The 13,116-nt window shown below is 65.7% G+C and carries 13 protein-coding genes; 9 read left to right on the top strand and 4 right to left on the bottom strand.

The window, feature by feature from the left end:
• The gene (gene ribB, locus ETX26_RS01415) at positions 1 to 1,296 is read left to right on the top strand and encodes a 3,4-dihydroxy-2-butanone-4-phosphate synthase (RefSeq protein ID WP_129522935.1); all 1,296 of its coding nucleotides are present in this window, start codon (positions 1 to 3) and stop codon (positions 1,294 to 1,296) included.
• Positions 1,297 to 1,309: 13 nt separating this feature from the next.
• Here ribB and ETX26_RS01410 read toward each other — a convergent pair whose 3' ends face one another.
• From ETX26_RS01410 to ETX26_RS01400, 3 genes are read right to left on the bottom strand one after another with little or no spacing between them, the layout of a single operon-like run.
• The gene (locus tag ETX26_RS01410; RefSeq protein WP_129522934.1) at positions 1,310 to 2,473 is read right to left on the bottom strand and encodes an acyl-CoA dehydrogenase family protein; all 1,164 of its coding nucleotides are present in this window, start codon (positions 2,471 to 2,473) and stop codon (positions 1,310 to 1,312) included.
• Between the two features lie 26 nt (positions 2,474 to 2,499).
• Positions 2,500 to 3,651, bottom strand: a complete 1,152-nt coding sequence (locus ETX26_RS01405) for a CaiB/BaiF CoA transferase family protein (RefSeq protein WP_129522933.1) — start codon at positions 3,649 to 3,651, stop codon at positions 2,500 to 2,502.
• On the bottom strand, positions 3,651 to 4,412 hold the full coding sequence (locus ETX26_RS01400) for a crotonase/enoyl-CoA hydratase family protein (RefSeq protein WP_129522932.1): 762 nt from the start codon (positions 4,410 to 4,412) through the stop codon (positions 3,651 to 3,653). The genes ETX26_RS01405 and ETX26_RS01400 overlap by 1 nt, the downstream gene beginning before the upstream one ends.
• Before the next feature lie 104 nt (positions 4,413 to 4,516).
• Between ETX26_RS01400 and ETX26_RS01395 the strand changes: the two genes are divergently transcribed.
• From ETX26_RS01395 to ETX26_RS01385, 3 genes are read left to right on the top strand one after another with little or no spacing between them, the layout of a single operon-like run.
• Complete coding sequence (locus ETX26_RS01395; RefSeq protein WP_129522931.1) at positions 4,517 to 5,785, top strand: acetyl-CoA C-acetyltransferase; 1,269 nt, start codon at positions 4,517 to 4,519, stop codon at positions 5,783 to 5,785.
• 10 nt (positions 5,786 to 5,795) lie between these two features.
• Positions 5,796 to 6,665, top strand: a complete 870-nt coding sequence (locus tag ETX26_RS01390; RefSeq protein ID WP_129522930.1) for an alpha/beta fold hydrolase — start codon at positions 5,796 to 5,798, stop codon at positions 6,663 to 6,665.
• Positions 6,666 to 6,678: 13 nt separating this feature from the next.
• A complete protein-coding gene (locus tag ETX26_RS01385; RefSeq protein WP_129522929.1) occupies positions 6,679 to 7,848 on the top strand; it encodes an acyl-CoA dehydrogenase family protein in 1,170 nt (389 codons plus the stop codon).
• Between the two features lie 75 nt (positions 7,849 to 7,923).
• Here the strand turns inward: ETX26_RS01385 and ETX26_RS01380 are convergent, their stop codons facing one another.
• Positions 7,924 to 8,541, bottom strand: coding sequence for a response regulator transcription factor (locus ETX26_RS01380; RefSeq protein WP_129522928.1), 618 nt, complete (start codon positions 8,539 to 8,541; stop codon positions 7,924 to 7,926).
• A gap of 227 nt (positions 8,542 to 8,768) precedes the next feature.
• Here ETX26_RS01380 and ETX26_RS01375 point away from each other — a divergent pair, with 227 nt between their 5' ends.
• The 5 genes from ETX26_RS01375 (at position 8,769) to ETX26_RS01355 (ending at position 13,093) form a co-directional block, all read left to right on the top strand.
• Positions 8,769 to 9,998 carry a sensor histidine kinase gene (locus ETX26_RS01375; protein WP_165271674.1) on the top strand — a complete coding sequence of 410 codons (1,230 nt, stop codon included), beginning with the start codon at positions 8,769 to 8,771 and terminating at the stop codon, positions 9,996 to 9,998.
• Positions 9,991 to 10,365: a response regulator gene (locus ETX26_RS01370; RefSeq protein ID WP_129522926.1), complete on the top strand. Its 375-nt coding sequence runs from the start codon at positions 9,991 to 9,993 to the stop codon at positions 10,363 to 10,365. Before ETX26_RS01375 ends, ETX26_RS01370 begins: the two co-directional genes overlap by 8 nt.
• Positions 10,359 to 11,069 (top strand): Crp/Fnr family transcriptional regulator, encoded by a 711-nt coding sequence (locus ETX26_RS01365; RefSeq protein WP_129522925.1) that lies wholly within the window; start codon positions 10,359 to 10,361, stop codon positions 11,067 to 11,069. Before ETX26_RS01370 ends, ETX26_RS01365 begins: the two co-directional genes overlap by 7 nt.
• A 180-nt stretch (positions 11,070 to 11,249) precedes the next feature.
• Positions 11,250 to 11,906 (top strand): SRPBCC family protein, encoded by a 657-nt coding sequence (locus tag ETX26_RS01360; RefSeq protein WP_129522924.1) that lies wholly within the window; start codon positions 11,250 to 11,252, stop codon positions 11,904 to 11,906.
• Positions 11,906 to 13,093: a zinc-dependent alcohol dehydrogenase gene (locus ETX26_RS01355; protein ID WP_129522923.1), complete on the top strand. Its 1,188-nt coding sequence runs from the start codon at positions 11,906 to 11,908 to the stop codon at positions 13,091 to 13,093. Before ETX26_RS01360 ends, ETX26_RS01355 begins: the two co-directional genes overlap by 1 nt.
• Positions 13,094 to 13,116 lie beyond the last annotated feature (23 nt).

Below are 13,116 nucleotides of genomic sequence, written 5' to 3'. Positions count from 1 at the left end.
ATGACCGATCTCAGCACTACAGCCATCAAGCAGAAAATTCACGCTCTCGTGGACTCCGGCAAGATGTCCAAGGCCGGCATTGCACGCGCGGCGGGCCTTCACGCCAACACCCTGCGCGACTGCGGCGAAGGGGGCTGGAATCCGACTGCGGACACCCTTGAGAAGCTCGCCGCATTCCTCAGGGCGAACGACGACCGCCCGGTGCTCGCCACTATCGAAGAGATCATCGACGAAGCGCGAAACGGGCGCATGTTCGTGCTGGTCGACGACGAGGACCGCGAGAACGAAGGGGATCTGGTGATCCCCGCCCAGATGGCCACCCCCGCTGCAATCAATTTCATGGCGACGCATGGCAAGGGCCTCATCTGCCTGTCGATGACCAAGGCGCGCTGCGACCAGCTTCGCCTGGAACCGATGAGCCGCAACAATCGCACGCGGCATGAAACCGCCTTCACAACCTCCATCGAGGCGCGCGAGGGGGTTACGACCGGAATCAGCGCGGGCGACCGCGCGCGCACGATCAGCGTTGCCATCGATGCTTCGCACGGGCCGGACGACATTGTCACGCCTGGGCACGTCTTCCCGCTCGTCGCGCGCGACGGCGGTGTGCTGGTCCGCGCCGGACATACCGAAGCGGCGGTCGACATCTCGCGGCTCGCCGGCCTCAATCCTTCGGGCGTGATCTGCGAGATCATGAACGACGATGGGACGATGGCGCGGCTCGACGATCTTATCGCCTTTGCCCGTCGGCACGATCTAAAGGTCGGCACGATCCGGGATCTCATCGCCTACCGCCGCAAGCACGATCATATGGTCGAGAAGCGGGCCGAGACCCGCTTCGCCAGCCGCTTCGGCGGGGCGTGGAACGCGATCAGCTTCCACAACAAGGCGACCGGCGACGACACGCTGGCTCTCGTGCTCGGCCGGATCGAGCCGGGCAAGCCGACGCTCGTGCGCATGCACCTGCTCAACCCGTTCGCCGACATTTTCGGCGAGGATTCTCCGCGTGGCGGCCTGCTGCAGAAGTCGATGGAGATCATCGCCGCGGAAGGCGCCGGCGTGATCGTGGTGATCAACAAGTCGGCGGGCAAGGACATGACGGCCATCACCCGCCTGCACCGCGGCGAGCCGATCGAGCAGGATATCGAGGAATTCCGCGACTACGGGGTGGGCGCGCAGATCCTCGCCGAACTGGGCGTCCACGACATGGAGCTGCTGAGCAACTCGCACCACTCGCTGGTGGCGCTCGAAGGCTACGGCCTGTCGATCGTCGGCAATCGTCCGTTCGAAGACTGACCGGCCCGCCCGCTTACATGGAGCGGGCGATCAGCATCTTCATGATCTCGTTCGAACCGCCGAAGATCCGCGTCACCCGGCTGTCGCGGTACATCTTCGCGATCGGATACTCGTTGATGTAGCCCCAGCCGCCGTGAAGCTGGAGACACTTGTCGACGACCTCCCCCTGCAGCTCCGTCAGCCAGTACTTGGCGATCGAAGCGGTGGTCACGTCGAGCTCGCCCTTGAGCAGCTTGGCGATGCAGTCGTTGAGGAAGACCTTGGCCGCGGTGCCGCGCGCCTTGAGGTCGGCGAGCACGAACTGGGTATTCTGGAAATCCCAGATCGTCTGCCCGAAGGCCTTGCGCTGCTTGACGTATTCGACCGTCGTGTCGAGCGCCTTCTCGATAGTGCTCATCGCGCCGACTGCGATTACCAGCCGCTCCTGCGGCAGCTCGCCCATGAGCTGGTAGAAGCCGCGCCCTTCCTGGCCGCCGAGCACGTTCTCGGCGGGGATGAAGACGTCGTCGAAAAACAACTCGCTGGTGTCGGCGGCGTCCATGCCGATCTTGTCGAGTTTCTTGCCCCGCCGGAAGCCTTCCGCCCCCTCCGTCTCGAGGCACATCAGGCTAATGCCCTTGGCGCGCTCGTTCGGGTTCGTCTTGGCGACGACGACAATGAAATTGGCGAGCTGACCGCTGGAGATGAAGGTCTTGGCTCCGTTGAGACGGTAGCCGTTACCGTCCTTCACCGCCGTGGTGGCGACGCTCTGCAGGTCGGAGCCGACGCCCGGCTCGGTCATCGCGATTGCCGAGATCAGCTCGCCTGAGACGAGCCGCGGCAGCCAGCGCTGCTTCTGCTCCTCGGTGCCATGGCGAACGATGTACGGGAGGATAATGACGTTGTGGAGCGAGCTGGCGAAGCCGTCGACGCCCTTCTCCGCCTGCTGGTCGAGCACGACCAGATCGTGCCGGAAATCGCCGCCATGGCCGCCGTATTCGGTCGGCACGGTCATGCCGAGCAGGCCCGCGGCGCCCGCTTCGGTCCAGAACTCGCGCTCGACCATGCCGTTTTCGCGCCACTTCTCGACCCGTTTCTCCGGCGCGTGCTGCTCGAAGAACTTGCCGACCGCATCCCTGAAAACGGCGATCTCCTCGTCCTGCATGAACTCTGGGTCGGGGACGTCGATAACGGGCATGAAAGTGTTCCTCTCCGGTTGTTCTGTCAGGTGACCGTGCCCGCTTGGCGCAGGGCGGCTATCTCGTTTGCGTCGATGCCCAGCGCGGCGAGGATCGCGTCGCTGTCGTCGCCAGGCATCGGGGCCGATTGGGGTTTGTCCGGGGCGGTCACGGAATAGCGCGGCGCCGGCGCAGGCTGCACGTCGCCGCCCACTTCGACGAACGTTTCGCGCGCCAGATTGTGTGGATGGTTTGCGGCCTCGCTCATGGTCAGGACCGGGGCGTAGCAGACGTCGGTGTGTTCCAGCAGCGCGTCCCATTCGTCGCGGGTCCTGGTCCTGAACAGCGCGGCGAGCTTGTCCTTGAGCATGCCCCACTTCGCGCGGTCGTGCTGGGCGTCGAAGTCGCGGTCGTCCTCCAGCCCGAGGAGACGGCGCAGTTCGGCGTAGAACTGCGGCTCGATGCTGCCGATGGAGACGAACTTGCCGTCGCGGGTCTCGTAGGTGTCGTAGAAGTGCGCGCCGGTATCGAGCATGTTGGCGCCGAGATCTTCCGACCACACGCCCATGTTCTTCATGCCGTGGATCATCGCCATGAGCACCGCGGTGCCGTCGGTCATCGCGGCGTCGATCACCTGCCCTTCCCCGCCGCGGGCGACGTTGAGCAGCGCGGAGACCATGCCGAAGGCGAGCATCATTCCGCCGCCGCCGAAATCGCCGACCATGTTGATCGGCGGGGTCGGCTTGCCGCCCGCGCGGCCGTAGTGCGCCAGGGCGCCGGCGAGCGCGATGTAGTTGATGTCGTGCCCGGCGTAGGGAGCATAGGGGCCGGTCTGACCCCACCCGGTCATGCGGCCATAGACGAGCCTCGGATAGTCCTGCAGCAGCACGTCGGGGCCAAGCCCGAGCCGCTCCATCACGCCCGGGCGGAACCCCTCGATGATCCCGTCCGCACTCGCACAGAGCTTGCGCGCGAGCGCCACGCCTTCGGCCGTCTTGAGGTTCAGCGCGATCGACTTGCGCCCGCGCGCCAGCACGTCGCCCGTCGCCACCGGCTGAGACCCGCCGCGCCCGCCGACCGCGCGGTCGACGCGGATCACTTCGGCGCCGTGGTCGGCGAGCATCATGCCGCAGAACGGCCCCGGTCCGATCCCGGCGAATTCGACGATGCGCAGTCCGGCGAGCGGCCCTCCGGCCATTACCTGCCCTTCCAGTTCGGCTTGCGCTTCTCGGCGAAGGCGGCCGCGCCCTCGCGCGCGTCCTCACTGACGAAGACCTGCCCGATCATCGGCCCCTGCCGGTCGTAGCGCTCGTCCACCGGCCAGGCGCGCGATTCGCGGATGATCTGCTTGGACAGGCGCACCGCGAGCGGGCCGTTCTCCGCGATCCGGCCCGCCAGTTCGAGCGCGCCGTCGAGCGCGGAGCCTTCGACCACGCGGTTTATCAGGCCGAGCTCATAGGCGCGCGCGGCGTCGATGAAATCGCCGGTCAGCGCCAGTTCCATCGCGATCCGCTCCGGAATCTGGTCGGGCAGCATCATCACGCCTCCCGCCCCCGCGACGAGACCGCGCTTCACTTCGGGAATGCCGAACTTCGACTGGCTGCTCGCCACGACCAGGTCGCAGGCGATCATCAGCTCGAGCCCGCCGGCCAACGCATAGCCTTCGACCGCGGCGATCAGCGGCTTCTTCGGCGGCGCCTGGACCACGCCCCCGAAACCGCGCCCTTCGATCATCGGCGATTCGCCGCGCAGGAAGCCCTTGAGGTCCATCCCCGAGCAGAACGTGCCGCCCGCCCCGGTGAGGATGCCGACCCGCAGATCGTCTTCCGCGTCAAGCCGGTCCATCGCCGCCGCGATCCCCTCGGCCGCCGCCTTGTTCATGGCGTTCTTCGCTTCGGGGCGGTTGATCGTGACGATCAGCACGCCGTCGCGCACCTCTGTCAGCAGCTCCTCGCTCATCCCATCCACTCCATTTCTTATCGAAACTGTTCTTGTGCCCTTGCTGGCCAAGCTTTACGCATGCGTCAACTGATTTACGGAAAACGAACGGAAGGATTGCTGCAATGGGCGAGGCCTACATCATCGACGCGGTGCGGACCCCGCGGGGTATCGGCAAGGTGGGCAAGGGCGCGCTCGCGCACATGCACCCGCAGCACCTCGCCGCGACGGTGCTCAAGGCCATTGCGGAGCGCAATTCGCTCGACACGAAAGACGTCGACGACGTGATCTGGTCGACCAGCACGCAGAAGGGCAAGCAGGGCGGCGACCTGGGCCGGATGGCGGCGCTCGACGCCGGCTACGACATCACGAGTTCGGGCATGACGCTCGACCGCTTCTGCGGCGGCGGGATTACCAGCGTGAACCTCGCCGCGGCGCAGGTGATGAGCGGCATGGCCGATCTCGTCGTCGCCGGCGGAACCGAGATGATGAGCTATACCGCCTCCTCCACGCAGGAGGAAATGCAGGCGGGGATCATGCCGCTGGGCATGGGTTCGGGCAACGAGCGGCTGCGCCAGGTCCACCCGCAGAGCCACCAGGGCGTGTGCGGCGACGCGATCGCGACGATCGAGGGCTTCACCCGCGAGGAACTCGACGCGCTCGCGCTGCGCAGCCAGAAGAACGCCGCGCGCGCGATCGAGGAAGGCCGGTTCGACAAGTCGCTTGTCACGGTGGTGGACGATCAGGGCAATGTCGTGCTCGAGCGCGAGGAATTCCCGCGTCCGCAGACGACGGAGGAAGGGCTTGCGGAGCTTCAGCCCAGCTTCGCGAAGATCGCCAACACGCCGCTCGACGACAAGGGCACGACGTTTGCCGGGCTGGTCACGCAGAAGTACCCCGACCTCGAGATCAAGCACTTCCACCATGCAGGCAACAGCTCCGGCGTGGTCGACGGCGCGGCCGCGGTGCTGCTGGCGAGCAAGGACTATACGCAGAGCCACGGACTGAAGCCGCGCGCGCGGATCGTCGCCACCGCCAATCAGGGCGACGACCCGACGCTGATGCTCAACGCCCCGGTTCCGGCGGCGAAGAAAGTGCTCGCGAAGGCCGGCCTGACCAAGGACGACATCGACCTGTGGGAGATCAACGAAGCCTTCGCCGTCGTCGCGGCGAAGTTCATCCGCGATCTCGACCTTCCCGAGGACAAGGTGAACGTCAACGGCGGCGCGATCGCACTGGGGCACCCGATCGGCGCGACCGGATCGATCCTGATCGGCACCGCGCTCGACGAGCTCGAACGCACCGGCGGGCGCTATGCGCTGGTGACGATGTGTGCAGCAGGCGGCATGGCGCCCGCGATCGTGATCGAACGCGTCGAAGACTTCGTCGACTGAGGGGGCGCACATGGACCTGCTCGGCCCCGTCTCCCGCAGCTATATCTCGCAGCGCACCAAGCTGCATTACGCCGACTGGGGCAACCCGGAGGCGCCGCCGCTGATCCTGCTGCACGGCGGGCGCGACCACTGCCGGAGCTGGGACTGGACGGCGAAGGCGCTGCGGGGCGACTGGCACGTGATCTGCCCCGATCTGCGCGGCCACGGCGACAGTGGGTGGAGCCGCACCGGCCACTATCAGGTCATGGGCTACGTCTTCGATCTGCTGCAGCTCGTGCTGCTCAACGATCTGGCGCCGGTCACGATCGTGGCGCACTCGCTGGGCGGCAACGTGGCGCTGCGCTTCACCGGCCTCTATCCGGACAAAGTGCGCAAGCTCGTGGCGATCGAAGGGCTCGGCTCCTCGCCCGAACGGCAGGCCGAGCGCGAGGCAATGGGGCCGGAGAAGATCTGGGGCGACTACTTCGAGAAGAAGCGCGAGGCGGCCGCCCGCCAGCCGCGCCGCTATGCCACGTTCGAGGATGCGCTGAGCCGCATGCACGAGGCGAACAGCTACCTTTCGGCGGAGCAGGCCCTCCATCTCACCCAGCACGCGGTGATGCGCAATGAGGACGGCACGTTCAGCTGGAAGTTCGACCCGCACGTCCACGCCTGGCCGCCGGAGGACATGACCTATCGCCAGATGGAAGCGCTGTGGAACCGGATCGAGTGCCCGACGCGGCTGATCTACGGCAACGACAGTTGGGCATCGAACCCGGCGAAGGACGGCCGCCTCGCACATTTCCGCACCGCCACCGTGACCGATTACGACAACGCCGGCCACTGGGTGCACCACGACCGCTTCGACGACTTCCTGGCGGAACTGCGCGAATTCCTCTGAGCGGCGGAGCATCATGAATCTCAGCCCTTACGATACCGAGGACTTTCCCGAGATCCGCGAAGGCGTGCGGCGGCTCTGTGCGCAGTTTCCCGGCGAATACTGGCGCAAGCTCGACGCGGCGCGCGAATATCCAACCGCGTTCGTGCGCGCGCTGACCGAGGCGGGCTATCTCTCGGTCCTGATCCCCGAGGAATACGGCGGCTCCGGCCTCGGCCTGTCCGCGGCGGCAGCGATCCTCGAGACGATCCAGGCGGAAGGGTGCAACGGCGGCGCCTGCCACGCGCAGATGTACATCATGGGCACGATCCTGCGGCACGGGTCTGAGGAACAGAAGCGCGAATACCTGCCCCGGATTGCCAGCGGCGAGCTGCGCCTCCAGGCCTTCGGCGTCACCGAGCCGACCAGCGGCACCGACACGACCGCGCTGCGCACCACGGCCGTGCGCGAGGGGGACGAATACGTCGTCAACGGACAGAAGATCTGGACCAGCCGCGCCGAGCACTCGGACCTGATGCTGCTGCTCGCGCGCACGACCCCGCGCGAGCAGGTGGCGAAGAAGACCGATGGCCTTTCCACCTTCATCGTCGACATGCGCGAGGTCGCGGGCAAGTCGCTGACGATCCGGCCGATCCGCACGATGATGAACCACGCGACGACCGAGGTGTTCTTCGACAACATGCGCATTCCGGCGAGTGCGCTGGTGGGCGAGGAAGGCAAGGGCTTCCGCTACATCCTTTCGGGCATGAATGCGGAGCGGACGCTGATCGCCGCCGAATGCGTCGGCGATGCCAAGTGGTTCCTCGCCAGGGCGAGCGACTATGCGAAGGAGCGGCAGGTCTTCGGCCGTCCGATCGGCGCCAACCAGGGCGTATCCTTCCCGATCGCCCGCGCCTACGCCAACATGCGCGCGGCCGAGCTGATGGTGCGCGAGGCGGCGCGGCTCTACGAAGCGGGCAAGCCGATGGGCGCGGAAGCGAACATGGCCAAGATGCTCGCCGCCGACGCCTCGGTCGAGGCGGGCAATGCCTGCATCCAGACGCACGGCGGGTTCGGCTTCGCGGAAGAGTACGACGTGGAGCGCAAGTTCCGCGAGACGCGCCTCTATCAGGTGGCGCCAATCTCGACCAACCTGATCCTCTCCTACCTCGCCGAGCACGTCCTCGGCATGCCGCGCAGCTACTGACCGGCTAGGCAGCGCACGAAAAAGGCCGGAGCGGCACTGCCGCCCCGGCCCTTCCGCCGTCTAGGGTTCAGATCGTCAGAAGACGAACCGCGCCGTCACCCGCGCACCGATCTTGCGGTTGTTCGAAACGTCGAGCTTGCGCCGTAGTTCGGCGATGTGGAACGAGACGGTCGGCTGCGCGATCGACAGGCGATAGGAGATTTCCTTGTTGCTTTCTCCCTGCGCCAGATAGTGCAGGATCGCCATCTGACGAGACGACAGCGCGACGGGGGATTCCGCCAGCCGACTGAGACCCCGGCCGATCTCCGGCGAAAGATAGACCTCGCCCGCGAGCGCTGCATCGCAAGCGGCGATGATCTCATCCGGCGGGTCGGCCTTGCTCACAGCTCCGCGCGCACCGAGCTTGAGCGCGTAGTCGATCTCGCGGAACTGACTTTCGCCGGTGAGAATTATCACGGTCATGTCGTGCGAACCGACGATCTCCGCGAGGATGTTCACGCCCCGAACGTCGGGCATGTTGAGATCGAGGATGACGATGTCGACCGGCTGCGACTTGATGAACGCGCTGGCGGTCGCACCCCGATCGAGCGCCTCCACGACTTCATAGCGGTCGAATTTCGAGAACAGCAGGCGGAGCCCGCTCTGCGTGATCGGATGATCGTCGACGATGAGAATTCTGTGCTTGGTGATCATCGCCGCATCCGCTCTGCGAGGCAAACCATGATCTGCCTCCGATGCCGTCCACGGCGCAAGCCCCAATAATTGTTGGGTATCTGCGACCTCCTGGGCTGGCAGACGGCTCGTCCGGCGGCCAGACCGCACAGCCCCATTCCAGCGAGTTCCCGGTCCCGAACCCTGCTTCGAGCGCCGGGGAGGGAACTTCGTTCTTCGATCGTCATTCGCTTTTCATGACGCCGAGTATGAAGCCCGCGGGCCTCGGTGCTGATCGAACGATCGAGTCGCTGAAGTACCGCTCCTCTCGGCCGCCGGACTACAAGCTGGAAGCCGAGTTGCTCGCTGCACTCGCATCGATGCTCGCCAGGAAGCCGGACCGGCTCGCGCAGGAGATCTGCGATCTGCTCGTGGGTTCGGACTTGGCTGATTCAGCAGGCATCAGCGTTCTCGCCGGTAGCGACGGCTCGCGCAGGCTCCGCGAGATCGCGCTTGCGGGAGCTTGGCACGACTGCGACGAGACGCCGGGCTTCGACGCCGAGCCATGCGACCGGGCAATTGCGCAGAACCGGCCACTGTTGATCGAGCAGCCCCCGCCCACGGAGACCGAAACGGGCAGCGGTGCACCGGTTCACGAGGCCCTGCTCGTACCCTTCCACGACGGCGCCGACCCCGTCGGCATCATCTGGTTGCTTTCCCACGACGAGCAGCGCGAATTCGATAGCGAAGATCTGCGCCTGATGAGCTCGCTATCAGGGTTCGCAAGCGCCGCTCACCGACTGGGCCCGGCCCTGCACGAAGAGCAGGCCCGCTATGGAGCCCAGACCATCCACCGTTCGATCGAGCGGCACCAGGTGCTCGTTGCCGAGCTGCAGCACCGGGTGCGCAACATGCTCTCGATCGTGAGATACGTGTTCTCGCGCACCGTCGAAACGAGTTCCGACATCCAGGAAGCTGCCATGCACTTCAAGGGCCGGCTCGATGCGCTGGCACGGACGCAGGTGATCGTCGCACAGAACCCGTCCGGGCTGGTGGACCTCGAAGTGATGATCCGGGACGAGCTCCTCAGCGTGGGTCAGAGCGACGGTTCCGCCCTCACGATCGGCGGCCCCCAGGTCCACATCGACGCCACCGCCGCGGAGAACATCGGTCTCGCCATTCACGAGCTGACGATGAACGCAATCAAGTTCGGAGCGTTCAAGATCCCGGGCGCGGCGCTGGAAATACGCTGGACAGTTAACATGGATGGGCGCGCGCGCCGGATCCTGAACCTAAGTTGGATCGAAACAGGAGTACCAATCGTGTCTGTGGTGGGACAGCGAGACGGATTCGGAAAAGAGTTGATCGAGAAGGCGCTCCCTTACCGTCTGGGCGCCGAAACACGGCTGGATATCGGCCGCGGCGGCGTGCGCTGCTGCATCTCGACCCCGCTTGGCACAAGCGGAGCCTCGGCCGGAGCGGAGGCACCCGATGCGTGACCTGCTGAAGGGCAAGCGGATTCTGGTGGTCGAGGACGACTACTTTATCGCGGCCGATATGGCGCGCGTGCTGCAGCGCGACGGCATGATCGTCATCGGTCCGGTGGGGAGCGTCGCCGAAGCCAATGACACGCTCGGGACGCATGCGCCGGACGCGGCAATCCTCGACATCGAACTGGGCTCGAAAACATCCTACCGGCTGGCCGATCGCCTGATCGGTGAGAATGTGCCGGTCCTGTTCGTCACCGGATACGACGGCTGGCACCTGCCGGAGCCGTACGTCTCGCAGCCACGGCTGACGAAGCCGACCGGCGACGAGGAACTGGTTTCCGTCCTTCACAGCATGATGAAGGATGGTCGATGCTGAAGCGCACTTACGCCGTCTCGCGGCCGGAGCAGGCAGCCGTGCGCCGCCTCGGCTCACTCGCCCGGTTGACCGAACACGACTTGCACAAGATCGAGCAGGCGGCTGCCGACGCGCACTTCCTCCCCGCGCGGACCGAAATCGTTCGCGAAGGAGCCGAGCCGGCGAAACCGACGTTGCTGTTGCGCGGATGGGTCGCGCAGCAGCGCATCCTCCCCGACGGCCGCCGCCAGATTGCCGGCTTCACTCTCGCGGGCGAGCTCTTCGGCCGGAACTGGAGTTGTCAGGAGCGCGCGCTTACCTCGCAAGTCGCTCTGGACGACATCGTCCTGTGTGCCGCGCCGGAGGCGCAACCGGGCTCCGGTCTGTTCGAGGCTTACGAAAGGGAGCGGCTCGCGCAGCGTCTTCAGCTGATCGATAACATCACCCGCCTCGGGCGCATGGATGCGCGCGAACGTGTGTGCGACCTTCTGCTCGAACTGCTCGAGAGGCTCCAGCGATCGGGAGAAGCCGAAGGCAACACCTTCGCCATGCCGCTGACGCAGGAATGCTTCGCCGATGCATTGGGGCTCACCCCGGTCCACCTGAACCGGACCCTGCAAGCCTGCCGCAGAAGCGGCGACCTCTCCTGGCGCAGTGGGAAGGTGACGCTGCACGATCCGATCGGTCTGGCGCGAAGCCTCGGACGAAGATCCAACAGGCTCTAGCCGCCGCGGCGAAAAGGCACGGCTCCGGCAGGCCTGTGATAGCTTAATCCATGTTATGAATTGGCGTTCGTTTTCAGCGATTTGGACAGGACGTGCCGCGAACGGGACGAAGTTGCGAACACTGTGAAACGAAACCGCGCGACTTCGTTGAACCAGAGGGAACAACGGGGAAATGACGCGATGACTTCACACGGACGATCTCACGGCGCCCTCGCCGCGGGTATTGCACTGGCGGCGGGCGCAATCGCCCTCGCGGCAAAGCAGCAGAACAGGCGCAGGCGCCGCGATCACCCCGCCGACGATGCCCCCGGCTTCACCGCACGGCGGGATTTCGGTCGCTACGAAGTCGTGGGGCGAAGCGTGACGATTGCCAGGCCCCGCGCCGAGCTCTTCGCCTTCTGGCGCGACTTCACGAACCTTCCGCGGTTCATGGAAAATCTCACCGACGTCTCGGCCGCCGGCGCGCCGGGCCACTGGGTCTGGACTATCCGCGCGCCCGCGGGGCAGTCCGTCGAGGTCGAGACGCGGATTGCGCGCGAGGTGGACGGCGAACTCATTGCGTGGCGTTCGGTCGAAGGATCGGACATCGATACCGAAGGCCGGGTAACGTTCGAGGATGCGCCGGGCGAACGGGGCACTCGCGTCGGGCTGATCATCGCTTACGCCCCGCCGATGGGAGAAGCCGGCCGCGCCGTGGCCAAGCTCTTCCGGCGCGAACCCGAAGTCCAGGCGCGCCACGACCTCAAGCGATTCAAGATGCTGATGGAGACCGGCGAGATCGCCACGTCGGCCCGCCGTAACGATGCGACGCGCGCGGCCAAGATGGAGAATGCCTGATGCGAGCGCTGACATGGCACGGCACCAAGGACGTCCGGGTCGAAACCGTCGATGATCCAGAGATCGTCAATCCGCGCGACGCGATCGTCAAAGTGACGAGCACCGCGATCTGCGGATCGGACCTGCACCTCTACGACGGTGTGATCCCCGGCCTCATGGCGGGCGATATCCTCGGCCACGAGTTCATGGGCGAGGTGGTTGAGACCGGTCCGGCCAGCACCCTGCGCAAGGGTCAGCGGGTGGTGGTGCCGTTCACCATCAGCTGCGGCGGTTGTTTCCACTGCAGGGTCGAACAGTATTCGGCGTGCGAAAACTCCAATCCGGTCGAGAAGCAGGATGCCTCGGCAGCACTCTATGGCCATCCGATGGCGGGCCTGTTCGGATATTCCCATCTGACCGGCGGGTACTCCGGAGGCCAGGCGGAATATGTCCGCGTGCCGTTCTCCGACGTCGGCCCGGTCGTCGTGCCGGATCATCTCGAGGACGAGAAGGTCCTGTTCCTCTCCGACATCCTCCCCACCGGCTGGATGGCCGCGGAAAACGCCGAGATCCAGCCGGACGACACCGTCGCCGTGTGGGGCTGCGGACCGGTCGGGCTGTTCGCGATCCAGGCGGCGCTTGCAATGGGTGCCGCGCGCGTCATCGGGATCGATCATTACCCGCACCGGCTGGAACTCGCCCATAAGCTCGGCGCCGAGACCATAAACTTCCGCGAAAGCCACGTGCGCGAGGCACTGCTGGAAATGACGGGCGGCATCGGCATCGACGCGGCGATCGATGCGGTGGGGATGGAAGCGCACGGCTTTGCCATCGACAACATCATCGACGTAGTGAAGCAGAAAGTCGGTATCGGCATCGACCGGGCTAGCGCATCCAAGCAGGCGCTGCTCGCCGTGAGGCCCGGCGGCCGGCTATCCGTACCCGGCGTCTATGGCGGGATGACCGACAAGTTTCCCCTCGGCGCATTGATGGAAAAGGGCATACAGGTTCGGGCCGGCCAGACGCACGTGCAGCGATATACCGATCGTCTCCTGGCGATGATCGAAGAAGGCGTCGTCGACACGACCTTCCTCATCAGCCACACGCTCCCCCTCGAAGAGGCGCCGCGCGGCTATCGCTGTTTCCATGACGAGCAGAACACCTGGACGAAGGTGGTCCTGAAGCCCGGCATGGAAGCGCAGCAATGAGCCGCAAGTTGGGAAAGCTGGAA

Source organism: Pelagerythrobacter rhizovicinus (genome assembly GCF_004135625.1).
Classification (GTDB): Bacteria; Pseudomonadota; Alphaproteobacteria; order Sphingomonadales; family Sphingomonadaceae; genus Pelagerythrobacter; species Pelagerythrobacter rhizovicinus.
Note: the sequence above shows the minus strand (reverse complement) of the source record. Positions and strands in the feature narration are given on the sequence as shown.